This is a genomic window from Brucella oryzae, from assembly GCF_041929965.1.
GTDB classification, from domain to species: Bacteria; Pseudomonadota; Alphaproteobacteria; order Rhizobiales; family Rhizobiaceae; genus Brucella; species Brucella oryzae.
This window is the reverse complement of sequence record NZ_JBHEEO010000013.1, coordinates 19,180-44,860: the sequence shown is the minus strand read 5'-3', so window position 1 is coordinate 44,860 and position 25,681 is coordinate 19,180. Positions and strand designations below refer to the sequence as shown.

The following is a 25,681-nucleotide window of genomic DNA, read 5'->3' as shown; positions in this document are numbered from 1 at the left end:
GTTCTCCTAGTCTTTTTTAATAGCGATGTCTTCTATGATGGCGATCGCCGCAATCTGCCGCCCGTAATCGGGTTCGTTGCGATGGGTGGTGCGCCGGTAGGAATAGAACTGTTCCTCATCGGCATAGGTGCACTGGCGAAGGGATTCTGCCTGTACGCCGGCTTTCGTCAACCGGTCGGTGATGAAGGTCCAGAGATCGAACAGATGATGCTCCGGCTTTTCCGAAGGTCGGAAATAGGCCGTGTAATTGGGGTCCCTGCCGATGAATTCGGCGTAGAATTCCGGTCCGACTTCGTAGTTTTCCGGCCCGATGGTGGGCCCAAGAACGGCAATGATATTCTCGCGCTTTGCACCGAGCCCGATCATGGCTTCGATGGTATTTTCCAGCACGCCTGCAAAAGCGCCGCGCCATCCGGCATGGGCGGAACCGATGATTCCCGCTTCGTGATCCGCAAAGAGCACCGGGCCGCAATCGGCGGAAAGCGCACCAAGGGCGATGCCGGGAACATTCGTCACCATGGCGTCGGCCTTCGGGCGCGGGGCGCCGAACGGTTCGGTGACATGGACCACATCGGGCGAATGAACCTGATGCACGGTCATGAGATGATCGGGCGCAACGCCAAGGTTTTCGGCGACGCGACGGCGATTCTCCGCAACCTTTTCCGGCGCATCGTTCGAACCGCTGCCGACATTCAGGCCCGTATAGATGCCATCGGAAACGCCGCCCTTGCGGGTGAAAAAGCCATGCGCAATCCGCTTCCCGTTCTGTCCAACGGGCTTTTCAAGGAGAGGCGAGCGGAGCGGTTGCGGGGTGTCGGTCATCTTAATGGCTTTCGTAAACGGCGGGATGGTGGGGGAGGAGGGTCTGCTTGTCAATCGAAGCTTTCGCCGTCATGGAACTGCAAAAGGAATGAGTTTTGTGTCGGGATCGCTGATGACCAGCACCTTGAACAAGGTTCCCATCTGATCGGGTGCGGCCAGTCTTTCCACGTCCTGCCGGATTTTTTCCTGAAATGCCGCATCCTTGCCTGCGCCGAGCCGTCCAGCGCGATCAATCAGGCCCATGGCGAGCAGAAATTCACCCTGCGTCATGGTCCCGGTCTTGCAACCACAGGCCGTTGCGGTCTTTTTCAGCATGTCGAAATCAACATGGCTGGTGAGGTCCGCAACGCCCGGATTGGCAAATACGTCGTCATAGGCGTGTTTCAGCATGGCTTGCAGCGTATCGCCGAAACCGGATTCCAGATGGCCGTAGTCGATATTGAGCGCGGCTCCCCGCGTCGCCGCGATGCGGCTGGCGATTTCCTGCATCAAGGCAGTGCGCGCCGGGGCTGCTTCAAAGATCGCGCCTTCGGGGGCTTTCGCATGGCCCTCGGGCAAAAGCGCCGGATCGATGCCGCCCGCGCCGCTGACGAAATGAAACGCGTTCTTTTCGTCGAGCGCGATCATCCGTTCGACAAAGCGGCCATTGACCTTGACGAATTGCCGGAACGGGATCGCGTCGAACAGCTCATTGGTCACAAGGATCAAAGGGCCGTTGGGAATGTCGGCAAAGCGCTCGAACCAGTCGATCTTCGCGCCCGCATCGGAGAGTTTCTGCTTCTGTTTTTCGACAAGGCGCGGGCTGGTTTCCACCATGGCGACACGCGCATGGCCCAGCATTTGCGGAGCAAGCCTGCCGATGGTGCGCAGCATGTCGCTCATCAGCGTACCGCGGCCGGGGCCGATCTCGCACAGCACGATCGTGTCCGGGCGTCCGAGCGCATCCCATGCGCTGACGCACCAGATGCCGATCAGTTCGCCGAACATCTGGCTCACTTCCGGCGCGGTGATGAAATCGCCCTCGCGCCCGAAAGGCTCGCGCGTCGTATAATAGCCGGCCTCGCGGTCGCCGAGGCAGGCTGCCATGTAATCGGCAACGCTGATCGGCCCCGAAGTGGCGATCAGGCGTTTCAGCCGGTCTTTCAGCGGAAGATCAGGCATCCTTGGCGGCTGCCCGGTTTGCCCGCCACATGGCCCAAAGCCCGATCAGTACCATCGGCACCGAGAGGACCATGCCCATGGTCAGCCATCCGCCGAAGAGATAGCCGAGCTGAGCATCCGGCTCGCGGAAGAATTCGACGACGATGCGGCTGAGGCCGTACCCCGTGACGAAAGCACCGGCGATGAAGCCGGGTTTCTTCAGTTTGCGCCCGACCCAGACGAGCAGGAACAGCACGAAGAAGAGTACAAGCCCCTCGAGGAAGGCTTCATAAAGCTGGCTCGGATGGCGCGGCAGCGGACCGCCATTGGGGAAATAGACCGCCCATGGCACATCGCTGACACGGCCCCAGAGTTCCGAATTGATGAAATTGGCGACACGCACCACGCCAAGCCCGACGGGCACACCGGCGGCAATCGTGTCGAACATGCTCCAGACCTTGATGCCGCGCGAGCGGGCAAACAGGATCATGGCAAGCGTGGTGCCGAGAATGCCGCCGTGAAACGACATGCCGCCATCCCACACGGCCGGAATAGCGAGCGGATTGGAGATATAATAGGAGAAATTATAGAAGAGCACGTAGCCGATGCGCCCGCCAAGCACGACGCCGAGCGCTGCCCAGATCACGAAATCATCGAGCGCTTCCGGCACCATGGGTGGCTGGTTGTCGGCCCACAGGCGGTGGCTGCGCAAAAGCTTCTTGCCGTACCACCAGGCAAACATGATGCCGACGACATAGCCGAGGCCGTACCAGTGCACCGCCAGCGGTCCGACCTGGAAAATCACCGGATCGATATTGGGGAAGGCGAGCGCCGATGCGGGCAGCAACGTCTCAATCATGAAATCACTCCGTTTTGTGACGGAACATGCTGGACGAAGCTTTTGCGGTCAAGCTGTTCCCGTCTGCCGCAAATGGCGTTTTATGCGCTTCGGGTGCCCATGTACCCTTAAGGCAGCCTTAAGTACATTCTTCTGCGGTTCCCGCAGTCCGCTGTTTTCGCGCGGTCCATGATTATTGATTCAAAGACGCCGAACCCGATCACTTTCTATAGCTGCGCTTGCATCGGAACTGAGACGGCCCTATTTCAAATTTATGTTTTCAACAGGTCTCACCTGGAAATAAGGAAGAATGCCATGACCAGCGGACAGAACCGGGTTCTCGATGAACTCGCCAAGCTTGTGACGGATGCGGCAGGCGCTGCGCAAGGCGTGCGCCGTGAAGTGGAAACGGCGTTGCGTTCACAAGGGGAGCGCGTGCTGAACACGCTCGACGTGGTGCAGCGCGAAGACTTCGAAGCCGTTCGTGAAATGGCGATCAAGGCGCGCGCCGAAAACAGCGCGTTGCTGGCAAGAATCGAAGCTCTCGAAGCGCGTCTTGCGAAATTCGAAGTTGATTCTGATGCCAAACCGGCAAAATCGGCTTCATCTTCCGCAAAATCCAAAAATAATCCCTGATTATTTATTAACAGGCCGCAAGTGGCAAAAACCCTTGTCTTAGAGTCGGTTAAGGCAAGGGTCGCGGTCGGTCCCTCGTATATTTCCACATGCTTTCACGGCTCTTTGTTCAAAAGGGGCTGGCGTTCAGATTCAGCATCAATAGACTGAAAACACTACATGATTCGTAACGCGGTCATGTAGGCGGCGGCGAGGGGCTGAGTGTCAGGTTTCGCGTCTTTCAGGCTGCTTTCCAGTATCAGTTGCGTATGTGCGTGTGCCATTGGGGCGCTTGCATGCCGTCGTGCATGCCGGTTCCTCAACCGATCAATTCGTGCCTGTTTTCCTGCGCTTGTTCTTGCGCGGTGGCCGGCACGGGCGAGCAATGACTTGCGCGCCGGGAATTAGGAAGCATCTGGGGGCAGATGGTTCCCAGAACAGGAAACGGACATGAGCCTTCTTGAGCTTGAATTCGCACGTGAGGCACATCCGGTGGATGTGATCGAACAGGTCGCGCATTCAAACGACTGGACGTTCGAGCGGACTGGCGACGACGAAATCGCAATCTCGGTTGCGGGCAACTGGACTGACTATCACATCTCGTTTTCCTGGATGGAGGATTTCGAGGCACTGCATCTGGCCTGCGCATTCGACATCAAGGTGGCCGAGCCGCGTGTGAACGAAGTGATGCGCCTGCTGTCGCTCATCAATGAAAAGCTTCTGATGGGGCATTTCGATCTCTGGCAGCAGGAAGGCGCGATCATGTATCGCCAGTCGCTGTTGCTGGCAGGCGGCGCGGAACCGACGAGCCGTCAGGTGGAAGTGTTGCTGTCGGCAGCGCTGGAAGCCTGCGAAGCCTATTTCCAGGCTTTCCAGTTCGTGGTCTGGTCGGGCGTTACGGCGCGCGAGGCGCTTGAAAGCGTGGTGTTCGAGACGGTTGGTCGCGCCTGACTATCCAATAACTGATTTTTGGCCCGGCGTTCGCGCCGGGTTTTCTGCGAGGCCGGAAAAGAGGGCCGGGGAGTGAGAGAATGAGCGAAGCAACCACCATCACCTGGGCAGATTTCGAAAAGGTCGATATCCGCAGCGGAACCATCGTGGAAGCCGTGCCATTTCCCGAAGCACGCAAGCCCGCCTTCAAGCTGAAGATCGATTTCGGCGAAAAGATCGGCATCAAGAAGTCGTCAGCCCAGATCACCCGGCACTACACGCCGGAACAACTCATCGGCAAACAGGTCATAGCCGTGGTGAATTTCCCGCCGCGCCAGATCGGCCCCTTCATGTCGGAAGTGCTGACACTTGGTATGCCGGATGAAAACGGTGAAGTGGTTCTCGCAGCCATCGACAAGCCTGTGCCGAATGGCGGCAAGCTTTATTAGCCAACAGAACGCCTAAGCCGGAATATGGATGATGGCGCGCAGGCCGCCGGTTGGGGCGTCTTCCAGCGCAATGTCGCCGCCATGGCTGCGTGCGATGTCGCGGGCAATGGCAAGCCCCAGTCCGCCGGTGCCGCCCGAATCCTGCGTTCGCGCTTCATCCAGCCGCACGAAAGGCTTGAAGACGTCTTCGCGGCGGTCTTCCGGAATGCCCGGCCCGTCATCATCCACGACGACCTTCAGCCAGCCATCGACATGCGAAATCGACAGTTCGACATTCTGTGCGTGACGGAAAGCGTTTGAAACCAGATTGCTGACCAGCCGCGAGAAGGCGTTTGGACGCACATAAACCTCGCTGTCGCCTTCAATATGATATTTGAAGCCGCGCTCGCGCAGGCGTGCCTCGTGTTCCAGTTTTTCGCAAAGCTTCGTGACGTCGAAGCTTGCCGTTTCCTCCGCTCCTTCGCCGCGCGCAAAGGCGAGATAGCCTTCCAGCATCGTCTGCATGTCGGCAATATCCTGATTGAGCGGCTCGGTGTCGATGGAGTGACCAGCCAGCGCAAGCTGCAGCTTGAAGCGGGTCAAAATGGTGCGCAGATCGTGGCTGACGCCGGATAGCATCGCGGTGCGCTGTTCGATCTGGCGCTCGATGCGCGAGCGCATCTGGATGAAGGCGATGCCCGCACGACGTACTTCCTCGGCCCCGCGCGGATGAAAACCTTCCGGCATGGGGCGCCCCTTGCCGAAGCTTTCGGCGGCCTGCGCAAGCTGCTGGATCGGCTTGATCTGGTTGCGCAGAAAGGCGATGGCGATAATCAGCAAAACAAGCGCGGTGCCGACCATCCATGTCAGGAAGATGCCTGTATTGGACGCATAGGCCTGGCTGCGTCGCGCAAAGACGCGCAACACCTTATCCTCAAGCTTGATGCGGATTTCGATGAGATCGGAATCGCCGACTGTATCCACCCAGAATGGGCGATTGATCTGGCGGGTAATCTCTTCACTCAGAAAATAATCGAGAATGGCGAAAAAGGGTTTTGGTCCCGGCGGCGGCAGCGGATCGGGCGGCAGGATGGAAATGTTCAGCGCCAGCCGCTGCTGCGCGATGCGGATGAGATTGTCGTAGCCGGGTTCCTGCGGATAGGTTTCAAGAATGTCGATGATACCCGCAATATCGCGCACAACGGCGGTCGACAGTCGTTCGGTCACCATCTGCCAGTGACGCTCCATGAACACATAGGCGATCACGGACTGGAGCAGAACCATCGGAGCAATGATGATGATGAGCGACCGCGCATAAAGCCCCTTCGGCATGATGCGCGCCAACCAGCGGGAGAATTTTCTCAAGGGCGATTTCATCGTGTTAAAACGTCCCTAATGCATGTCTCCCAAAAGTGGGAACCGGTTTTGGGATAAAGACATGCATGAAAACAAGAGCTTAAAGCGTGTCATACGAGTACGATAAGATGCGACACGCTTTAAGTCCGCACGGTTGCGCTTTCCATGAACAACATTGCGACTGTACCGTTTGTACACACCGCCCTGCGTTTTGAGAAAACACCATTTTCTGATCGCGCTATTCCTGATTGCCGCCGCCTTGCTATTCGATGCTGAGCTTGTAGCCGATGCCGCGCACGGTCTGGAGCCAGACCGGATTGGCCGGATCCTGCTCGATCTTGCGGCGCAGACGGTTGATCTGCACGTCGATCGTGCGTTCACCGACATCGCCGTCCTGACCGGTGAGTTCGTGGCGGGGGATCGTTTCACCGGCACGCTCGGCGAAGATCGACATGATGTCCTGCTCACGATCGGTCAGCTTGATTGTTTCGGTGCCCTTCTTCAGCTCACGGCGCGGGATGAAGAAAGTATAGGGGCCGAACACGATCTGCTCGATCTTCGGCTGTGCGGGCACTGCGCCACGCCGCAGGATATTGTTGATGCGCAATGTCAGTTCGCGCGGATCGAACGGCTTGGGCAGATAATCGTCCGCACCGGCAGACAGACCATCGATGCGGCTGTCGGTTTCCGACAGGGCCGTGAGCATGAGGATCGGCACATTCTTCTGCTCGCGCAAGGAGCGCGTCAGCGAGACGCCGGTTTCGCCCGGCATCATCACGTCGAGGATCAGAAGATCGAAGTCGATGCCTTCCAGCTTGCGGCGGGCTTCGGCAGCACTTCCGGCCATGGTGACACGGAAACCGCTATTGGTCAGATATTGTGAGAGAAGGCTGCGGATGCGCGTATCATCGTCTACGACGAGGAGATGCGGCGCGTCGTCCGAGAGCGTCTTTTCTTCTTCTGCAGCCATGGCGTCTTTCGATCCCATTCCGTTCCAGTTCGACTATAATGCAACATGCGTCGCCGGGCATATTACCCACTGGAATGCGGCGCGTCTATTCACTGCCTGCATCGAAGCTTTTTATACAAGCACTTACTGCAACCGCATGTAACACGAATATCTCAGAGCCTGTTCCAAAAGTCGCCATGCCGGTCTGCAAATGGCGTTTTTCTGCGTTCCAGTGCTCATGTATGTTTCTTAGCCGCATAGTCTTATCCGAAAAGTCTATAACTTTTCGGGACTATGCTCGGAAGTACATTCCGCTCCGGTACTCGAAAATCACCATTTTCACCACGGCCTGCCGCTTTTTGATTCAGGCTCTAATCATTACCGGCACCGGCAGAAAATTCATCGATCTGCGCCCGCCTTTCGGGATTGACCATATTATAAAGAAAGCGCTCGATTGCCTCGCGGTCCTGCGGCGTGCAGCCTTCCAGCGCGCGCGCGATGCGCCGCGACTGGGGCAGGGCGAGCGCAAGCGTAAGCTGACGGCCGCTTTTCGTCGGATAAAGCTTGCGGTGGCGGCGGTCGTGCAGGCCGGTGGCCTGAACGACATGGCCGGTGTCGATCAACTGTTTGAGCACACGCGACAGGCTCTGCTTGGTGATGCGCAACACTTCCAGAAGCTCGGCCACCGTCATGCCCGGCTTGCGGTTGATGAAGTATAGGACACGGTGATGCGCCCGCCCGAAACCGATCTTTTCCAGAATGAGATCAGGATCGGCGGTGAAATCGCGATAGGAAAAAAACAAAAGCTCAATGACGTTGAGATCGGCAGCCTCCTCAGCCGTCAACGGATTGCTTATATAATTCATATCGTTCGTCGAATTCACATCGGTGCTCCGTACTGCTGCGTTAAATATGTCAGTATTATTGACATAATTCAATCGCCCAGATAATTTTCAATAAGCGTGCGCTGGATTTTTGGAATAATGTTTGTGCTGACGCATGTATGGAGGAGGAATATTGCGCTGGCTGGCTTCCCGTTAACGGGATCGGGCTTCCGCAATGTTTCATCCCTGGGTTCCATCCCGGAGGATTCATTTTCTTTCCATGCATGCTCCGCCTGGGATTCGCGCAATATGTTTGCGTGACATCAAAGCATTTTGAACAAAAAGGCCAGCGATTGCGCGGAAAAAAGGTCGCCGTCCGCTCCGGTCCATTGATTTAGCTGGGGAAGACGGGGCGCGGAAAAGTTTGCCCGGCCGGAAACCGGTTTCGAGACAGCGCCGCGAAATATTCAGGAGCAAGAAAATGGCTGCGATTCCATTCGATCAACGAGACGGGTTTATCTGGCTGGACGGCGAATTCGTCGACTGGAAAGATGCGAAAATTCACGTGCTGACCCATGGCCTTCATTATGCGAGCGCCGTGTTTGAAGGCGAGCGTGCCTATGGCGGCGAGATCTTCAAGCTCAATGAGCATACAGAACGCCTGCACGAATCCGCGCGTATTCTCGGCTTCGAGATTCCCTTCAGCGTTGCTGAAATCAATGATGCCTGCCGTGAACTTCTCAAGAAGCAGGGTTTTGAAGATGCTTATGTGCGCCCGATTGCCTGGCGCGGTTCGGAATCGCTGGGCGTTTCGGCGCAGAACAACCGCATTCATCTTGCCATCGCCATCTGGCAATGGCCGAGCTATTTCTCGCCCGAAGAAAAGATGAAGGGTATCCGGCTCGATATCGCAGAATATTGTCGCCCGGACCCGCGCACCGCGCCGTCTCGCTCGAAGGCCGCCGGCCTCTATATGATCTGCACGATTTCCAAACATGCAGCAGAAGCCAAGGGCTATGCCGATGCGTTGATGCTCGACTGGCGTGGGCAGGTTGCAGAAGCAACCGGTGCAAATGTTTTCTTCGTGAAGGACGGAGCGCTTCACACGCCCAAGCCGGACTGTTTCCTCGACGGTATTACACGCCGGACGATCATTGATCTTGCCAAGCGCCGCGGCATTGAAGTCATCGAGCGGGTAATCATGCCGGAAGAACTTGCCGGTTTTTCCGAATGCTTCCTGTGCGGAACGGCAGCGGAAGTGACGCCGGTATCCGAGATTGGTCAATACCGGTTTAAGCCTTCAGAAATTACAAATGTTCTAATGAATGACTATTCTGTCGAAGTCCAGCCTAAGCGGGCAGCAGCGGAATAACTGAGTTGTAAACAGAAAAAGAGCGGCTTTCGGGCCGCTTTTTTGTTATTCTGTCGCTTATTGTTTGACATTGGATGGTTTAGGCACAAGATTTTTTTGCCGGAGTCGCGCTATTCCGGTTTAAAACTCAGATGGGGTGACGATTATGGAATCTCTACTACCTATCATTCTCCAGCTAGTTGCTGGCGCAGTTGGCGGCAACATTGCAGGCGCAGTCAAGAATATCAGTCTTGGCACCACGGGTAACACGGTGGCAGGCGGCATCGGTGGTGTCATCCTCGGTCAGCTGCTTCCGATGTTGTCGGGCGGTGGCCTCGATTCTGTTCTCAACGGTGTTGTCGGCCAGCTGGCAGGCGGCGGCGTTGGCGGTGTCGTGCTCACGGCTATTGTGGGCCTGATCAAGAACGCGATGGCCGCCAAGGCCTGATTTCGCCTGATTGTGGGGACGATCGGCAAGACGAACTGTCGGGGCGCGTACCGAAGACCGTGAAACGGTTTTCGGTGAGGGAGCCCTGAACAATCCTGGAGAGGGAAAACGGGCGGCGTTCAGCCGCCCGTATCTATTTAAAGCTTCACCTGACGGGCAGGGAACACTATCTCTGTGTCGGAAAGCGTCTTCCAGACCGCAATGTATTCGAGTGGAGTCAAGAACATGGGGCAATTGCAGGCCATTATCGTTCCCGTCACGCCTTTTCAGCAGAATTGCACCATTCTGTTCGACAGTGAGACCAAGAAGGGTGTTGTGATCGATCCCGGCGGCGATCTTGCTCGCATCAGGGAAGCCATCGAATCCCAGGGGATCGATGTCGAGGCTATCTGGATCACACATGGTCATATCGATCATGCCGCCGCCGCGCTTGATCTCAAGGAAGCGCTGGATGTTGAGATTATCGGCCCGCATAAGGACGACAAGTTCCTGCTCGACAATCTGGAAACGGCTGGCCTGAAATACGGCATCACCGAAGGCGTGCGCAATGTGACGCCGGATCGCTGGCTGGAGGAGGGGGACAAGGTTTCCGTCGCCGGGCATGAGTTTGACGTCTTCCATACGCCGGGCCACGCGCCGGGGCATGTTGTGTTTTTCAGCCCCGAGGCGCGGTTTGCGATTGTTGGTGACGTGCTTTTCAACGGCTCGGTCGGACGTACCGATCTGCCGGGCGGTGACCACGCGGCGCTGATTCGCTCCATCAAGGAAAAGCTGCTGCCGCTCGGTGATGATATCGGCTTCATCTGCGGACATGGCCCCGGCAGTCGGTTTGGCGATGAGCGGCGCTCCAATCCGTTTTTGAACGACATTGGATATGCATAAGTAAAAAGCCGCCTTTAAAGGCGGCTCAGGCTGCTGACAAACCTCCGGCAGGGTCAAAATGACCTCAGATTCACGGAACGTCCCAGATTCAGAACGTGAACAAATCGGAATCAAAACCCCTCATTTTTGACTGCTTCCAAAAATCGAGGGGTTTGTAATCAATCTGAGCCGCCTTTAAAGGCGGCTTTTTACTGACTTGTTCCGTCTCAGTTGGCCGAGCAGAAGTGGTCGCGCCCGTCATAACCGCGATAGGTGCCGGTATTCGGATTGAACGACCGGTAACGGTCGGAGCAATACTGATACCAGCCGCGGCTCCATGGCTCATAACCGACCCGATAGGTTACGCTGCGGGTCGGAGGCGCAGGGTAATAGGCTGGCGGCGGCGGAGGCGGTGCATAGACCGGTGCAGGCTGCACATAGGTCGGTTGCGGCTGGCTCAGCGCGCTGCCGATGAGGGCGCCCGCTGCAAGGCCGATCACGCCCGCAGCGACGGCGTCGCCATTACTCCGGTGGCGGTGACGATAATAGGGACGGTCCCAGCCGCCGCGATCCCAGCCGCGGTCCCAACCACGGCGACCCCAGGAATCCGCCGATGCGGTTGCAAGCGGGGCGGCAATTGCCGCAAGCGATGCCGCTGCCAGAATGGCTGTCTTTGCAAATCGGTTCATTGTTCGCTCCTTCAGAAGCTTGACTGCAATTCTTCCGATACGTTTGCCAAACGGGCACGGGCGTATCGTTTATGAATAGGTGATTAACTCTTTCGACATGAATGGAGGCTGAACAATGGTGAAGGGCGGCCGAAAGCCGTCAGTTTCCGGTAAATTACACGCAGTATCTGTAATATTTCGCGCCTGATACCCAAGCCGCCCGAATATGGTTCATGGGGGTCTGGTTAAGCCCCGAGCGGCGATTGGGCTTGTTTTTGCTTCAGGCTCTTAGCGCCTTGATGTGACTGGCGGATGGTTGGTACGGGCAATAAAAAACCCCGGCAAAAGCCGGGGCAAAGGGTAGGTTCTTTTATGAACAATCAGCCGGTAACGGTGATGTTCACGGCCTTGGGGCCTTTGCCGCGACGATCCGGTTCCGTCTCGTAGGAAACCTTCTGATTGTCTGCGAGGCCGGTGAGGCCAGAAGCCTGTACTGCGGAGATGTGTACGAAAATGTCCGCGCCACCATCATCCGGCTTGATGAAACCGAAGCCTTTTTCGGTATTGAAGAATTTGACCTGTCCGGTCTGTGCCATGGGATCCGTTCCTTTTCCTTGGCGCCACCGCTCTTGTTGGAGACGATGGTATTATAAATTCTGCCAAGTGCACCACACACCCGGCAGAGGGTTATGCAGGCAGTTCTCGACATTGGGAAGGAACCGATCATTGCCGAAGGGGAGCCTTCGACCCGGAACTTATAGCGGCCCCGGCACGCCGTTCTTCCAGTCTTCCATTTGTTCGCTAAATGCCCGAACAGGCGAAGACTGATCTATGAAGCGGTATTTGGCAAGCAAATTCTTTGAGGAGGACATGATTGGTTATCTTTGAACCGGTATCGTCATAATTTTTTACGATTGTTTCAAGAAAATCACATTCCCATTTCCAAAACAGAACAGGCTATCTCTAATACATCAAGAATATAATGAGATATGTCTTTGCCAACTCATCGATTGCGCGAAACTATGCATGCACCACCGGCGGCGCGCAGTCTCGCACAAATACGGTCGGCTTCGCTGCGGCTGTCGGCGCCGATACGTACGGCATAGATGCCGCGCCGTCCCATCGGCGTCCGTATCCGGCTGATGACAGGATCGTGGCCGGCAAGTACGGTGCTGAATTGCTTGCGCAGGCGCGCCCATTGATTGACGGCAGCACTGCGGCGGAAATTGCCTGCGACCTGTATGCCCCAGGGCTTCGGTTTCACACGCGACATTGGAATGGTGGCGCTGCGGATGATCGGCAGACGCTTGCATGCCTCATTGAATGCGAGTTTTGGATCCAGCGGGCGATTTACGATCTCCTTGCCGGCGGCAAAATCGTCGGCAGGCGCGCCGGTAATATCGAGAACGTAGTTTTCCGTTTCGAGCGGCAGAAACCCGCCTGAACGCATCCAGTTCGAAACGCGCCCGGCTCCTGCATTATAGGCGGCGGCTGCAAGGCCCCAATTACCGAAGGCGCCTTTCAGGTCTCGCAGAAAATTGGCTGAAGCTGGAATGGCCTGTTCGACGTCGAAGGGATCGGCAAGTCCGCGTTCCTTCGCCGTATATGGCATGAATTGCGCAATGCCCTCGGCACCGACCGGGCTGACGGCCCTATGATCGAAACGGCTTTCTTTCCAGATCAGCCGGGCGAAGAAATCGCGCGGAATGCCGTGGGCGTCGGCATTGGCGCCGATGAGCTGGCAGATGCGGCTGACGGTTGGCGCCTTCTTCTCCGGTGGCAAGGGCGGCGCGTAGACCGGCGGGTTCGGTTCGCTGGCCGCATGAGACGAGGCGACGCCGAAAGGCAGGCTGAAAAGCTGCGAAGCCAGGATAAACGCTATGCTGTGCCGGTAACGATTCATGTTGCCTGTTCCGCCCCTCAACTTCGGCCAAGGTAAAGCATATGGGCGGGTTGTCGATATGGTCCGCTAGGTTTTGCACTTTTGCAAAAAGACTTGCCCTTGTTGAAGGTTGCGCCATGTTGATGATCGGGACAAAGGGAGAGGAAAATGCAATTTCATCGTTTCAAACAATTGGCTGTGCTTGCAGGCGCGCTGCTTCTCGCGGGTTGCGTGGCCGAAGGCGGGCCGGATTATCGTCCACCAGTTCGGCCGGGGCCGTCACAGCCGCAGATGTGTCCGATGATCTATGCGCCTGTCTGCGCCACGCGCGGCTCTTCGCGCAAGACATTCGGCAATTCCTGTCAGGCGAGAGCGGAAGGCTATCGCGTCATCGCAAACGGCCAATGCGGATCGAGGCCGGGTCCGGGATGGGGCGGTGCGGGCGGAATGCGTCCGCCGCATCAGGGCAACAGGCCAGGCAGGCCGGGCATGGGCGCCTGCACGCGGGAATATATGCCCGTTTGCGCAAGACGCGGTAACGAACGGCGCACATTCTCCAACCGTTGCGAAGCCGATCGTGCAGGCTATCGCATCATGAATAGCGGGCAGTGCCGGTAGATTGGAAGAGTGAGTGAATGGAAGGACCGCAAGATGCGACCCTTTCCATTTCAGTTCATGAATAGGTTCGTCACCGCCCCGGACGGCCTGTCTTGCCGGGGCGGCGTTTCTTGCGTGCCGTTTCGGCTGGGTCTTCGTAAGACCCGATGCCTGCGCGCTCACGGCGGATCGCCGCGTCGTTCCCGCCGCTAGGCACTTCGGTCCGCTTGACCGTCATTTCGTCGAGCGTGTTCTTGCGGAAGAGCGGTTTCGCCATGTCGGTGCCCGGTCCCATATCATCGAGCGACGGCTTCTGGAACAATGACGGCTTGCCGAGCGGGCGGGTCGTGTCCGCGCCCATTTCATCCAGTGCAGGCTTGCGGAAACGCGAATTGCCGGTGGGCTTGCCCTTGTTGCGGCCTGCACCCGCATCGCCCGCCTCGAATTCGCGTGCCAGCGGATCGTCGGCAATAGCCAGTTCCGTCTCACGCAGGCGCTTGATTTCGTCGCGCAGGCGCGCGGCCTTTTCGAAGTCGAGATCGGCAGCCGCGTCGCGCATCTGCTTTTCCAGATGCTCCAGATGGGCGGCAAGGTTGTTGCCCATCATCGCGCCTTCTTCCGCGAAGCCGGAAATATCGGCGCGGACATGATCGCGCTCGTAGACCGAACCGAGAATATCCGAGATATTCTTCTTCACCGAAGCAGGCGTGATGCCATGTTCTTCATTATAAGCAACCTGCTTTTCACGGCGGCGGCTGGTTTCGTCCATGGCACGCTGCATCGAGCCGGTGATATTGTCGGCGTAGAGAATGACCTTGCCGTCGACATTGCGCGCCGCGCGGCCGATGGTCTGGATCAGCGAGGTTTCCGAACGCAGGAAGCCTTCCTTGTCGGCGTCGAGAATGGCGACAAAGCCGCATTCGGGAATGTCGAGACCTTCGCGCAGGAGGTTGATGCCGACCAGCACATCGAAAGCGCCGAGGCGCAGGTCGCGGATGATCTCGATACGCTCCAGCGTGTCGATGTCGGAGTGCATGTAGCGAACGCGCACGCCCTGTTCGTGCAGATACTCGGTGAGGTCTTCTGCCATGCGCTTGGTCAGCACCGTGACCAGCGTGCGGTAGCCTTTTGCCGCTGTGTCGCGGATTTCGCCGAGCACGTCGTCCACCTGCGTCTTGGCTGGGCGGATTTCGACCGGCGGATCGATCAGTCCGGTCGGGCGGATGACCTGTTCTGCGAACACGCCGCCCGCTTCTTCCATTTCCCAGCCGCCAGGCGTTGCCGAAACGGCGATGGTCTGCGGGCGCATGGCGTCCCATTCCTCGAAGCGGAGCGGGCGGTTGTCCATGCAGGACGGCAGGCGGAAACCGTATTCGGCCAGTGTTGCCTTGCGGCGGAAGTCGCCGCGATACATGCCGCCGATCTGCGGAACCGTGACGTGGCTTTCGTCGATGAAAACCAGCGCATTGTCGGGAATATACTCGAACAGCGTCGGCGGCGGCTCGCCGGGATTGCGCCCGGTCAGATAGCGCGAATAGTTTTCAATGCCCGCGCAGGAGCCGGTTGCTTCCAGCATTTCCAGATCGAAGGTCGTGCGCTGGTCGAGGCGCTGCGCTTCCAGCAGGCGACCGGCGCGGGTCAGTTCGTCAAGGCGGTGCTTCAGCTCTTCCTTGATCGACTTGATCGCCTGATTGAGCGTCGGGCGCGGCGTGACATAGTGCGAATTCGCGTAGATCTTGACCGATTTCAGGTCGCCGGTCTTCTGGCCGGTCAGCGGATCGAACTCGGTGATGCTCTCGATCTCGTCGCCGAACAGCGAAATGCGCCAGGCGCGGTCCTCAAGGTGGGCCGGGAACAATTCGATCGTGTCGCCGCGCACGCGGAACGAGCCGCGCACGAAATTGATATCCTGCCGCTTATATTGCTGGGCCACGAGATCGGCGAGAAGCTGGCGCTGGTCGAGCCGGTCCCCGATCTTCATTTCAAAGGTCATGGCCGTATAGGTTTCCACCGATCCGATACCGTAGATGCACGATACGGAGGCGACGATAATCACATCGTCGCGTTCGAGCAGCGCGCGGGTGGCCGAATGGCGCATCCGGTCGATCTGCTCGTTGATGGAGGATTCCTTCTCGATATAGGTGTCCGAGCGCGGCACATAGGCTTCCGGCTGGTAATAATCGTAGTAGGAAACGAAATATTCGACGGCATTGTTCGGAAAGAAGCTCTTGAACTCGCCGTAAAGCTGCGCGGCCAGGGTCTTGTTGGGCGCGAGGATCAGGGCGGGGCGCTGCGTCCGCTGGATGACCTGCGCCATGGTGAAGGTCTTGCCCGAGCCGGTGACGCCGAGCAGAACCTGCGTGCGGTCGTCATTCTTCAGCCCTTCCACCAGATCGCGAATGGCCGTCGGCTGGTCGCCGGATGGCTCGAAACTGGTTTCCATCTCGATGGCGATGCCGCCTTCGGATTTTTCCGGGCGGGCGGGGCGGTGGGGCGTCCACAATTCGCCATTCTTGAACAGCGGATTGCCGGAAGCAATCAGGTCCGACAGGGCCTGAACCGTCGCCGTCGCGCCGGAGGCATTGAGGCCGGTGGCGTCTTCCAGACTGATATCGAGACCGGCTACCGGATTGAGGCCAGCTGCTGCGCGTTCCTTCGCGGATGCGGCACCACCCATCGACGTGCCGCGCCCCGTGCGCGAGGCTTCCTTGCTGCGCTCGGGAATCTTTTTGGGCTGCTTCGCTGCCTTGGCGCGGGGCTTTGCAGCTTCGTCGCCGATCTCCTTCGCCCAGTCGGCGATGGAGCCAGAAAGGGGGGAGCCGGTTAGGGGCGCGCCGGAAAACCCGGCCTGAGGCGTTTCGCCGAAACCATCTGAACGCGGCGCTTCACCGAAGCCGCCAGCCTTGTTGTGCGAATCCTGGGAGTGTTTGTCTTTTGAGGAAGCCATGACCCTATACTGTTACCGCATGTCCTAGAGCCTGTTCCAAAAGTCGCCCTGTGCGGCTACAAATGGCGATTTTTCTGCGTTCCAGTGCTCACGTACCTTAAGTACGCTCCGCTCCGGTACTCGAAAATCACCATTTTCGCACGCACATGCCGCTTTTTGATTCAGGCTCTTAAGCGGAAAACCGGTTTCCACTTTTCCGCAACATGCTTCCAATATGGAATTTCAGCGTTCAAATGAAAAGAGTGTGAAAGCGAAATCCTCCGCATGCCTTCCATATCCGGTTTGCTCCTGACAGAAGGCTGTCAGGAGCAAACCCGTTACTGGCGGACTTTTCTTCGCTGAAGCCTTGTCCCATACTTTGCCGCGACTCATTAGAGCGCGTTTCGATCTGATAGGATCAGATCGGCGTTTCATCTATTTGTTTTGACGCGCATCTTTTCCGAAAATCGTTTTACACTTTTCGGGATGCGCTCTAATCCAGAAAGGACATCCCATCATGAGTGACGCGAACGAGCCGACGGGATCGCTGACCATCCGCGTTTCCGCCATGCCCAAGGACGCCAATTCAGCCTATGATATTTTCGGCGGCTGGGTGATGGCGCAGATGGATATGGCCGCTGGCATCCGTTCTGCCGAGCGCGCCAAGGGGCGCACGGTGACAGCGGCGGTGCGCGAAATGTCATTCGCCCGACCGGTGAAGATCGGTGACACACTCTGCGTCTATACGGATATAACGCGGGTAGGCCGTACGTCCATCACGCTGCGGGTCGAGGCGTGGGCGAAACGCTATCTCAGCGACAAGCGCGACCTCGTTACCCATGCTGAATTCATTATGGTTTCTCTGGATGCGGACGGCAAGCCGACACCGGTGCCGCCTGAAGAATAAACATCGTCAAGCCCGGCATTGCGCCGGGCTTATTTGCAGGCGCGGTAGCCGCTGCGGCGCTGCATCAGGTCGAAATGGAAGTGATCGGCATGTTCGGGGTTATAGCCGGGGCCGAGAACCGTCGTGAAATAGCCGCACGCATCGGAGCGGACGCTGTTGAGCAGGCCCTTTTCGCGGAAGGCGAAGAAGCCCGGCTTGCGCACCATGATGTTCTTGCCGTTGTTCAGCACGATCTTGGTGACATCGATGGCGTTGCCGCGTGAATGTTCCGACATTTTCGCGCCGCGACGGTTGTTCATGGTGCGGCAGGAATAACCGCCGGCATTATGGATCGTGCTGACGCCGGACAGATAGCGCAGTCGTGAGGCCGGTTGCAGGTCACCCTTGATCCAGCGGGCAAATGCTTCGGTCACCTGACAGTTCAGCGTCGCTGCCGGTTTGAAAGCGATGGACCCGCTGTTGAAACCGGATACCTCGATCGGATTTGCGATCTGGCAGGAGCTGCTGCGATAGATCGGCGGCTTTTCCTTGAAGACGACGCCGAGCCGCTTCAGCCGCGTGCGGCAGGCGGCTTCTGAATTGGACATCGTGTAGATGTTTTCGGCGGCTGTCACCGGGTTTTGAACGGGAGCCGTGAAGCCGTAGTCGCCGGAATATTGCGGCTGGCTCTGCGGTGTGGATTGCGCGACGTGGTTTTCTTCCTCTTCCGCAAGCCCGACGACGCGCTCTTCCTGCGGCGCTTGCATGACAGGTGCCTCCACGACTGGGGCATTAATCGGGGCAGCACTTGCGACCGGCGCCTCAGGCACTATCACATCGGAATTGCCGACGCTGGCCTGCGGGCGCGGCGCGCTCTCGCCGGAACAACCGGCGATGACGGTCAGTAGCGCGATAGATAAAGACGGGGCCAGGCGTCGCAACCGGGAGCGCTGGCGGCTGACTGGAGCGGTGGCGGACAACGCAGAACTCATGTCCATACCTTTTCTTCAGGAGACCAGACCGATGGCGTTCCACGAATATTAGCTTGCAAGCGTAAAGGAAGAGTCAGCGCCGGTGTTAAGAGCTGTGGCGTAAACGGGGCAGGGCATAATCTGACCGGAGTGAAGTGAAGGCGATCAAGATTATGCTTCAATTGAAAAAAACTTGGAGCGCCGATCTGATACAATCAGATCGAAACGCGCTCCAAGGCGCGGCATTGGCAAAATGCCCGCTTTATTCTATCACCTTGCGGCGGTTTCGGGCCATGCCGCAGACAACATCCTCCCGGTCCCTGAAGTCATTTCCATGTCAGCACTGATTTCGCCGAGCGTTCTGCCGATCCTGCTTCTCATCGGCTCGAACGTTTTCATGACATTCGCCTGGTACGGGCACCTGAAATTCACCAGCACGCCACTCGTCACGGTCATCTTCATCAGCTGGGGTATCGCACTGATCGAATATTGCCTCGCGGTCCCCGCGAACCGTATCGGGCATGAGGTCTATTCGGCAGCGCAGCTCAAGACGATTCAAGAGGTCATCACGCTGGTGATCTTCAGCCTGTTCTCGGTATTCTACCTCAAGGAAGCCTTTACCTGGCACCACCTGCTGGGCTTCGCGCTCATAGCGGGTGGGGCAGCACTCATCTTCAAGGGGTGAGAGCCTGTTCCAAAAGTCGCCCTGTGTGGCTGCAAATGGCAATTTGCCTGTGTTCCGGTGCTCACGTACCTTTAAGTACGCTCCGCTCCGGTACTCGAAAATCACCATTTTCGCGCACACAAGCCGCTTTTTGATTCAGGCTCCAACGCGCTTTATTCGGCAGGCACAAGCGCCGCTTTGCGTTTCCAGAACATGGGAACGAGTTCGACGGCCAGCATCGCGGCAAAGATCAGCCCGCAGCCGACAAAGCCGATGAAGGTCAGTCGTTCGCTGAGGAAAATGGCACCGAACAGAGCTGCAAAAAGCGCTTCCGAAGACAGGAAGATCGCAGCCTGCGCCGAGGTGGTGTAGCGCTGTCCGATAGCCTGCAAGGTGAACGCGATACCGGATGAAAAGACGCCCGTGAAAAGGATTTCCTTCCAGGTGAGCGCGATGGCGGTCCAGTTGAAGTCCTCGACCATGGATGCGATGGCAAGTCCTGCAACTGCGCTTGTCGCGAACTGGACGCAGCTCAGCGTTATTGGGCGTCCAGCGCGGTTTGCCCTGCCGATCAGGACGACCTGCAAGGCCCAGAAGACGGCACCGCTAATGACCAGCCAGTCCCCCTGCTTGAGTGCCGTCGGCGCACCTCCGGAAAGCAGGAAGATGCCTGCCAGACATGCTGCGGCACTTGGCCAGACGACCGGGTGCGGCCATGTGCGAAACAGAATGACGCCGAGCACAGGCACCATCACGACATAGAGTCCGGTCAGAAAACCGGCATTGGTGACGGATGTGGTGATGAGTCCGATCTGCTGGAGGACGAGCCCGGTGAACAGGCTCAATCCAATAATCATGAAGAAGAGATAGTTCGACCGGCTTAGACGGACCTTCGCCCGGCGCCCTTCGGCCACGGCCCATGGCAGGATCGTGAGCGAGGCGATTGCCGAGCGTATGCCGATGAACAGAAACGGGCCGATGCTGGCCATCGCCGTCGATTGGGCGACGAAACCCATGCCCCAGATGACGCCTGCCAGAAGCAGCAGCATATTAGCTTGTACGCGCGTCATCATTGCCTCGTTTCGAACTTTTCAGGATATGTCACAATAGAAAGAGAAACCGGACGCTTTTCAGCCTTTTCCGATCACTATGCTATAGGCAATATTATGGGCAGGCGGCAAGATAGCTTCCGATTCTGCGACATTCATGCATGATCTGTTGAGAGCGATTTCTTACTGACGGAGTGTTTTATGCTTTCTTTGAATCGTCGATCCGTTGCGGTGCCAACGATTGCCACGGCGATGCTGGTTCTGGCGGATGGGGAATCGCAGGCGGCCTTCAAGAAAGTGCGTGATACGCTGGTTCTGTGCGATTTCGCGCAAAACTGCACAGTGACGCTCTCACCGGTCGCGAGCGATGGCGCGCCGGGACTGGGTGTCTTTCGCAGCAGCCAATCCGGGTCAAAACCGGTGTTGAGGCTTTCCTATGTCGATCCGTCTCAGACAACTGGCAAGATGGAGATTTCCATCGACGGTCAAACCCTGCTTGATGTGGATGTTTCGGCCTTGAAGGCTGAGAATGATCAGCTCGACTATACGGGTGATCTTGCCAAGACGCTCGATGCGATGAAGAACGGCCGGAAACTGCAACTGAAATTTGCCGGAAAGACCTCGACCTACTCGCTTTCGGGCCTTGTCGGCGGGCTGATCTATGTCGATGAACAGCAATCGCGCGACGGAACCGTCGAGGCATTGCAGGTCAAGGGGAGCAAGCCGGCACCGGTTCCGCCACAGCTGAAGCTGATTGAAACGGTCGAAGAGATACCGACAGAAATCCGCAAGGATTTTTCCGACGAAACGGCGGTTTGCGGCGGGGCCAGCCCCGGCACGTTCCGCAATGCGGGCGGTTTCGAAACGAAGATTGCCGATGGTCTTGATCTCATCGGACTGCCCTGCGGTTCGCCGGGGGCCTATAACCAGCCTTATGTTTTTTACAGCCGCTACGAAAACAAGATCGTGCCGATCTCTTTGCCAACCATCTCCGACGATGGCCCGACAGTGACCGACACGGCATGGAACATCGACTGGTCACAGAAAGCCTTGACGCTGACGGCTTTCTTCAAGGGAAGAGGGCTTGGGGACTGCGGTATCTACGATGTCTGGAAAGCCACCGACAGCGGCGAGGGCCGGGTGCGTTTCGTTTTGCTGCAGGAACGCTCAAAAGGCGATTGCGATGGCAATTATGCCGGAGGCCCGGAAAAGTGGCCTACGAGCTGGCCGATCAACGCGAAATAGCTGCCGCTTACGGGCAGAGTTGACAGAGACATATTTTTCCGCGTGAAATGATTGATGGAACTGCTATAGTTCTATGAACGGTTATTCGAACGGTTCCGAGACGGGTGTTTCGGTGACCGTTTTCTTTTTGTGTGTCGGCGGCTGGTCAGCCTCCGAAAAGCGCCTCGCACTATCCAAGCATTGCGCGAGGTGAGGCGGGCAAATCAAGATGCCGGTGCGGCAATACCTCGGGGAGAGGCGAGCACCGGGCGAAGGAAAGGACTGGGTATGGAAAAGTTCCCTATGACCCCTGGCGGTTTCGAAAAGCTCAAGGAAGAGCTGCGCTGGCGCCAGCAATCGGAGCGCCCTCGGATTATTGAGGCAATCGCTGAAGCGCGTGCGCATGGCGACCTGTCGGAAAACGCCGAGTATCACGCTGCGAAAGAAGCCCAAAGCCTGAATGAAGGTCGTATCAACGAACTGGAAGATCTGGTTGCGCGTGCCGAGATTATCGACGTTTCGAAACTGTCGGGCGACCGCATCAAGTTCGGCGCCACCGTCACCATGATCGACGAAGACACGGAAGAAGAGAAAATCTACCAGATCGTCGGCGATCAGGAAGCCGATGTGAAGGAAGGCCGCATCTCCATTTCATCCCCGATTGCGCGCGCGCTGATCGGCAAGGGCGAAGGCGATACGATTGAAGTCAACGCACCTGGCGGTTCGCGTTCCTACGAAATCGTCGGTTTGAAGTTCGTCTGATTTCCGTGCTCGCTCATAAGCCAGATTCCGGACAGGTTCGGGTTCAGGACGTCGAGGTGGTGGCGCCGAATTTCAAGCGCCGCCTCTCCGGTGTCACATCGACAATCGTTCAGCTGATCCCCTTGCAGCGCGCGAAGGGCCTGAATATTGCGACGATGGGGCCGGGCCTGCCGGATACGCTTCCGCATCTGGGATGGAGCGCGCTTTGGTCCTTCTGGTCGAAACCAAGGACGAAACCGTTCCGCATCTGGCATGCGCGGCGCAATATCGAAATGCTTGCCGGTATTTTCATGCGCGATGTGCTGCGCATGAAATTGCGGCTGATCTTCACCTCGGCCGCACAACGCCACCACAAGCCTTTTACCAAATGGCTTATCCGTCGCATGAATGCGGTGATTGCGACGAGCGGTCGGTCGGGGAGTTTTCTCGAAGTTCCGCATCAGGTCATCATGCATGGTGTGGACCTGCAGCGGTTCCATCCGCCTGTCGATGACGAGGACAGTTTCGCGGCGTCGGGCCTGCCCGGAAAATATGCGGTCGGCTGTTTCGGCCGCGTGCGTTCCTCCAAGGGAACGGATCTTTTTGTCGATGCGATGATCGCGCTTCTGCCGAAATATCCGGACTGGACGGCGATCATTACCGGACGAACGACTGCTGAACACCAGTCTTTCGAGGATGCTTTGAAGGCGAAGATCGCCGCTGCCGGCCTGCAGGATCGTATCCTCATTCTGGGGGAAGTGCCGGATATCCGTGTCTGGTATCGTCGCCTGACGCTTTATGTTGCACCTTCGCGCAATGAAGGTTTCGGACTGACGCCGCTTGAAGCCATGGCGTCGCAAACGGCGGTCGTCGCCAGCGATGCGGGCGCCTATGCGGAAATGATCGTGAATGGCACCGGGACATCGGTTGCGGCTGGCGACGGCGAAGCCCTGCGCAAGGCAATCGAGCCCTATCTGGCAGACCCGGCGCTGGCCGAACGCGACGGCGAAAATGCTCTCAGGCATGTTCGCGCCACCTTTCCGCTTGAAAAGGAAGCCGCTGCGATCAGCGGCGTTTACGAGCGCGTATTCGCCGGCAAATAATTTCAGAGAATCATCAGCGGTTCGTCCTTGACCGGACGAATGGTGAGCGCGGTGCGCACCGAATCCACATTGGGCGCGGCGGTCAGCTCTTCGATCACGAAGGTCTGGAACGTGTTGAGATCACGCGCCACGCAATGCAGCAGAAAATCGGATTCGCCCGAAACCATCCAGGCGCGGCGTACCAGCGGCCATTGCTTGGTTTTCTCTGCAAACGCCTTGAGGTCCGCATCGGCCTGACGATGAAGGCCGACCGAGCAGAATGCAACGAGGTCCTGTCCGAGCGAATTGCCATTGAGAATGGCGCGATAACCCCGGATGACGCCACTTTCTTCCAGCTTGCGCACACGGCGAAGGCAAGGCGGGGCCGAAATGCCGACACGTTCGGCCAGCTCGACATTGGTGATGCGCCCGTTGTTCTGGAGCTCCCGAAGGATTTTCCAATCGATTTCATCCAGATCGGCCTTGATCGGCATGCGTAACTCCGCGCGCAAGGAAATTTCATTCCGGGGTAATTATAGAACATTCGTCGCCATCGTGGCGCAATCTAATCCTGCTCATATCAAATGAAACAGGCGGATGTAAACCGCATAACGTTCTGTCAACGCACCCAAAAAGCACGAGTGAACAGGATATACACGGTAACGAGTTCCAGACGCCCGGCCAGCATCAGGAAGGAAAGGACCCATAAGGCCGGGTCCCGAATGGTTGAGAAGTTGCCAACGGGACCAATAGTATCGCCCAAACCAGGGCCGACATTGGAAAGCGCGGTCAGGGCGCCGGTGAAGGCCGAAACGAAGTCAAGTCCAAGCGCGGCGAGCAGCACCGCACCTGTAATGAGCGAAGCACAATAGAGAAACAGATACAGAAGCACGTTCTGCGCGATTTCGCCGGAAATTTCCGAGCTGCCGTAACGGATCTTGATGACGGCGTGCGGCATAATGAGCCGGGCGAGATTAGCCTGCGTCAGGCTCCACAGAATGATGAGGCGGTTCATCTTGATGCCGCCCGATGTCGATCCGGCACAGCCGCCCAGAAACGACGCAAGAAAGAAAATTCCGATCGCAGGCGGTCCCCAGAGAGAATAGTCTTCCGTCGCATAGCCTGTCGTCGTCATGACCGACACGAAATGAAACGAGGCCGAAATCAATGCGTCGCCGAAAGGCACATCGGATCCGAGCCGCAGTACCACCGCGAGCGCGAAGCTGAACCCGATCACGATTGAGAAGAACAGTTTCACTTGCGGATCGGCGAGCGATTCCATGCGGCGCGGCATGAAGGCCTTGATGTAAAGCACGAAGGGCAGCGCTGACAGCGCCATGAATATCGTGGACACCACCAGGAGCAGGCGGTTTCCTTCATAAAAGCCGATTGAACTGTCGTGGGTGGAAAAGCCTGCCGTGGCAACGGTCGTCAGGCCATGATTGATGGCGTCGAACACACTCATGCCAACGGCAAAATAGGCGATGATACAGGCAGCGGTCAGGCTGAGATAAGCAAGCACGATACCCAGCGCAATCTGGTTCATGCGCGGGAGGATCTTTTCAGACTTGTCGGAATTTTCCATATGAAAGAGCGCAAGCCCGCCCGCCCGCAGGGAGGGCAGCATCAAGAGCGCCAGGCCGATAAAGCCGACGCCCCCGATCCAGCAAAGAAGCGAGCGCCACAAAAGAATGCCGCGCTGCATGTTGTCGAGTCCGGTCAGTGCGGTGGCACCGGTGGATGTGACGCCCGACATGGCCTCGAAGAATGCTGTCGCATAGCTGATCGGCAAATGCGAAAAATAGAGGGGAATCGAGCCGAGAAAGCTTGCCGTGAGCCAGAGGCAGGCTGTCAGCAGAAACCCGAGCCGTGGGGTGAAGCGCATTGTCTGGTTCTGCGTGGCCAGCAATATCAGGGCGGACAGCGCGCCGGTCGCTGCGGCGGAACGGACGAAAACCAGCCAGTCGTCGCTTCCGTCGCGCAGGTCGATTGCGGCAGGCAGGAGCATGGCGGCAGCCATGACGAGGCCGAAACGCGCGCAGATATTGGCGACTGTTTTATAGATGGCGGCCGGCTCCGAAGTTAGGCGAATTGTCCCTTATGTGATGTTTGTTTAGCGTGAGATCGATCCACCCGCAACGTGTGGTTATCAAAGGGTTTGCTTAAAGGTCACAAGCTGTGGCTAAAGCACAGCAAATCCCTGTGGAACCTTGCAAACAATCGGGGGCAGACCTACCTTGGCCATAATGTCGAGGCATTGGCTGAACAGGGCGCGAAAGCGATTCTGAAGAGCTGGAGTCGCGACTTTAAATCGATTTTAGAGTGCACCCCCAAAAGTGTGGAACATTTTTGGGCAAGGTGCCGCAAATGCAAACGAGTGAAAACAAACATTGGAGCGCTGATCCGGCCGGGTCAGGTCGAAACGCTCC

Annotated in this window: 26 protein-coding genes and 2 pseudogenes; 13 read left to right on the top strand and 15 right to left on the bottom strand. The window is 57.5% G+C overall.

All coding sequences use genetic code 11. From position 1 onward, the window contains the following. Window positions 1-6 precede the first annotated feature (6 nt). The 3 genes from pgeF to lgt form a co-directional block, all read right to left on the bottom strand. The gene (gene pgeF, locus JNC70_RS14535) at window positions 7-822 is read right to left on the bottom strand and encodes a peptidoglycan editing factor PgeF (protein WP_104756028.1); all 816 of its coding nucleotides are present in this window, start codon (window positions 820-822) and stop codon (window positions 7-9) included. 69 nt (window positions 823-891) lie between these two features. After that, entirely contained in the window at window positions 892-1,983 is a 1,092-nt protein-coding gene (locus JNC70_RS14530) for a class I SAM-dependent methyltransferase (RefSeq protein ID WP_104756027.1), read from the bottom strand. Continuing rightward, window positions 1,976-2,821, bottom strand: coding sequence for a prolipoprotein diacylglyceryl transferase (gene lgt, locus JNC70_RS14525; RefSeq protein ID WP_104756026.1), 846 nt, complete (start codon window positions 2,819-2,821; stop codon window positions 1,976-1,978). The genes JNC70_RS14530 and lgt overlap by 8 nt, the downstream gene beginning before the upstream one ends. 294 nt (window positions 2,822-3,115) lie before the next feature. Here lgt and JNC70_RS14520 point away from each other — a divergent pair, with 294 nt between their 5' ends. The 3 genes from JNC70_RS14520 to JNC70_RS14510 all read left to right on the top strand — a co-directional run bounded on the left by JNC70_RS14520 (window position 3,116) and on the right by JNC70_RS14510 (window position 4,794). Then, a complete protein-coding gene (locus JNC70_RS14520; protein WP_104756025.1) occupies window positions 3,116-3,436 on the top strand; it encodes an accessory factor UbiK family protein in 321 nt (106 codons plus the stop codon). Window positions 3,437-3,865: 429 nt separating this feature from the next. Continuing rightward, a complete protein-coding gene (locus JNC70_RS14515) occupies window positions 3,866-4,366 on the top strand; it encodes a type III secretion system chaperone family protein (protein WP_006467319.1) in 501 nt (166 codons plus the stop codon). A gap of 80 nt (window positions 4,367-4,446) precedes the next feature. Then, entirely contained in the window at window positions 4,447-4,794 is a 348-nt protein-coding gene (locus tag JNC70_RS14510) for a tRNA-binding protein (RefSeq protein ID WP_104756024.1), read from the top strand. A gap of 12 nt (window positions 4,795-4,806) precedes the next feature. On the opposite strand, the gene JNC70_RS14505 is transcribed toward JNC70_RS14510, so the two are convergent. From JNC70_RS14505 to JNC70_RS14490, 4 genes and pseudogenes are all read right to left on the bottom strand, one after another. Continuing rightward, window positions 4,807-6,150, bottom strand: a complete 1,344-nt coding sequence (locus JNC70_RS14505) for a sensor histidine kinase (protein ID WP_104756023.1) — start codon at window positions 6,148-6,150, stop codon at window positions 4,807-4,809. Between the two features lie 241 nt (window positions 6,151-6,391). After that, entirely contained in the window at window positions 6,392-7,099 is a 708-nt protein-coding gene (locus JNC70_RS14500; protein WP_104756091.1) for a response regulator, read from the bottom strand. A 121-nt stretch (window positions 7,100-7,220) separates the two neighbouring features. Then, window positions 7,221-7,322: pseudogene (locus JNC70_RS14495) on the bottom strand (ABC transporter ATP-binding protein); the annotation flags it as partial. 127 nt (window positions 7,323-7,449) lie between these two features. Beyond that, on the bottom strand, window positions 7,450-7,962 hold the full coding sequence (locus JNC70_RS14490) for a MarR family winged helix-turn-helix transcriptional regulator (RefSeq protein ID WP_104756022.1): 513 nt from the start codon (window positions 7,960-7,962) through the stop codon (window positions 7,450-7,452). Between the two features lie 421 nt (window positions 7,963-8,383). Here JNC70_RS14490 and JNC70_RS14485 point away from each other — a divergent pair, with 421 nt between their 5' ends. The 3 genes from JNC70_RS14485 to JNC70_RS14475 all read left to right on the top strand — a co-directional run bounded on the left by JNC70_RS14485 (window position 8,384) and on the right by JNC70_RS14475 (window position 10,583). Next, window positions 8,384-9,274: a branched-chain amino acid aminotransferase gene (locus JNC70_RS14485; protein WP_104756021.1), complete on the top strand. Its 891-nt coding sequence runs from the start codon at window positions 8,384-8,386 to the stop codon at window positions 9,272-9,274. Window positions 9,275-9,419: 145 nt separating this feature from the next. Then, a complete protein-coding gene (locus tag JNC70_RS14480) occupies window positions 9,420-9,701 on the top strand; it encodes a hypothetical protein (protein WP_104756020.1) in 282 nt (93 codons plus the stop codon). A 225-nt stretch (window positions 9,702-9,926) separates the two neighbouring features. Next, window positions 9,927-10,583 (top strand): MBL fold metallo-hydrolase, encoded by a 657-nt coding sequence (locus JNC70_RS14475; RefSeq protein WP_104756090.1) that lies wholly within the window; start codon window positions 9,927-9,929, stop codon window positions 10,581-10,583. A 206-nt stretch (window positions 10,584-10,789) separates the two neighbouring features. Here JNC70_RS14475 and JNC70_RS14470 read toward each other — a convergent pair whose 3' ends face one another. The 3 genes from JNC70_RS14470 to JNC70_RS14460 form a co-directional block, all read right to left on the bottom strand. Continuing rightward, window positions 10,790-11,251 carry a BA14K family protein gene (locus JNC70_RS14470; protein ID WP_104756019.1) on the bottom strand — a complete coding sequence of 154 codons (462 nt, stop codon included), beginning with the start codon at window positions 11,249-11,251 and terminating at the stop codon, window positions 10,790-10,792. Between the two features lie 359 nt (window positions 11,252-11,610). Continuing rightward, window positions 11,611-11,826 (bottom strand): cold-shock protein, encoded by a 216-nt coding sequence (locus tag JNC70_RS14465; protein ID WP_006471910.1) that lies wholly within the window; start codon window positions 11,824-11,826, stop codon window positions 11,611-11,613. Between the two features lie 407 nt (window positions 11,827-12,233). Beyond that, a complete protein-coding gene (locus JNC70_RS14460) occupies window positions 12,234-13,133 on the bottom strand; it encodes an SPOR domain-containing protein (protein WP_104756018.1) in 900 nt (299 codons plus the stop codon). A 147-nt stretch (window positions 13,134-13,280) separates the two neighbouring features. Between JNC70_RS14460 and JNC70_RS14455 the strand changes: the two genes are divergently transcribed. After that, entirely contained in the window at window positions 13,281-13,730 is a 450-nt protein-coding gene (locus JNC70_RS14455) for a Kazal-type serine protease inhibitor domain-containing protein (protein WP_104756017.1), read from the top strand. 70 nt (window positions 13,731-13,800) lie between these two features. Here the strand turns inward: JNC70_RS14455 and uvrB are convergent, their stop codons facing one another. Next, the gene (gene uvrB / locus JNC70_RS14450) at window positions 13,801-16,656 is read right to left on the bottom strand and encodes an excinuclease ABC subunit UvrB (protein ID WP_104756016.1); all 2,856 of its coding nucleotides are present in this window, start codon (window positions 16,654-16,656) and stop codon (window positions 13,801-13,803) included. A gap of 62 nt (window positions 16,657-16,718) precedes the next feature. Here uvrB and JNC70_RS14445 point away from each other — a divergent pair. Together JNC70_RS14445 and JNC70_RS14440 are read left to right on the top strand one after the other, a co-directional pair. Continuing rightward, window positions 16,719-16,833, top strand: a pseudogene (locus JNC70_RS14445) (flagellar basal body P-ring protein FlgI); the annotation flags it as partial. 319 nt (window positions 16,834-17,152) lie between these two features. Beyond that, window positions 17,153-17,542, top strand: a complete 390-nt coding sequence (locus JNC70_RS14440; protein ID WP_104756015.1) for an acyl-CoA thioesterase — start codon at window positions 17,153-17,155, stop codon at window positions 17,540-17,542. Between the two features lie 29 nt (window positions 17,543-17,571). Here JNC70_RS14440 and JNC70_RS14435 read toward each other — a convergent pair whose 3' ends face one another. Beyond that, window positions 17,572-18,513 (bottom strand): extensin-like domain-containing protein, encoded by a 942-nt coding sequence (locus JNC70_RS14435; protein WP_104756089.1) that lies wholly within the window; start codon window positions 18,511-18,513, stop codon window positions 17,572-17,574. A 313-nt stretch (window positions 18,514-18,826) separates the two neighbouring features. On the opposite strand from JNC70_RS14435, the gene JNC70_RS14430 reads away from it, so the two are divergent. Further along, on the top strand, window positions 18,827-19,177 hold the full coding sequence (locus JNC70_RS14430) for a DMT family protein (protein ID WP_040130092.1): 351 nt from the start codon (window positions 18,827-18,829) through the stop codon (window positions 19,175-19,177). A gap of 152 nt (window positions 19,178-19,329) precedes the next feature. Here JNC70_RS14430 and JNC70_RS14425 read toward each other — a convergent pair whose 3' ends face one another. Continuing rightward, window positions 19,330-20,226 (bottom strand): DMT family transporter, encoded by an 897-nt coding sequence (locus JNC70_RS14425; protein WP_104756088.1) that lies wholly within the window; start codon window positions 20,224-20,226, stop codon window positions 19,330-19,332. 180 nt (window positions 20,227-20,406) lie between these two features. On the opposite strand from JNC70_RS14425, the gene JNC70_RS14420 reads away from it, so the two are divergent. The 3 genes from JNC70_RS14420 (at window position 20,407) to JNC70_RS14410 (ending at window position 23,273) form a co-directional block, all read left to right on the top strand. Next, complete coding sequence (locus tag JNC70_RS14420) at window positions 20,407-21,450, top strand: DUF1176 domain-containing protein (protein ID WP_104756014.1); 1,044 nt, start codon at window positions 20,407-20,409, stop codon at window positions 21,448-21,450. A gap of 267 nt (window positions 21,451-21,717) precedes the next feature. After that, window positions 21,718-22,191, top strand: a complete 474-nt coding sequence (greA, locus tag JNC70_RS14415) for a transcription elongation factor GreA (RefSeq protein WP_104756013.1) — start codon at window positions 21,718-21,720, stop codon at window positions 22,189-22,191. A gap of 5 nt (window positions 22,192-22,196) precedes the next feature. Beyond that, the gene (locus JNC70_RS14410; RefSeq protein ID WP_104756012.1) at window positions 22,197-23,273 is read left to right on the top strand and encodes a glycosyltransferase family 4 protein; all 1,077 of its coding nucleotides are present in this window, start codon (window positions 22,197-22,199) and stop codon (window positions 23,271-23,273) included. A gap of 2 nt (window positions 23,274-23,275) precedes the next feature. Here the strand turns inward: JNC70_RS14410 and JNC70_RS14405 are convergent, their stop codons facing one another. Both JNC70_RS14405 and JNC70_RS14400 read right to left on the bottom strand, forming a co-directional pair. After that, window positions 23,276-23,746: an Lrp/AsnC family transcriptional regulator gene (locus tag JNC70_RS14405; protein WP_006471903.1), complete on the bottom strand. Its 471-nt coding sequence runs from the start codon at window positions 23,744-23,746 to the stop codon at window positions 23,276-23,278. A 125-nt stretch (window positions 23,747-23,871) separates the two neighbouring features. Then, a complete protein-coding gene (locus tag JNC70_RS14400) occupies window positions 23,872-25,272 on the bottom strand; it encodes a TrkH family potassium uptake protein (protein ID WP_104756011.1) in 1,401 nt (466 codons plus the stop codon). Window positions 25,273-25,681 lie beyond the last annotated feature (409 nt).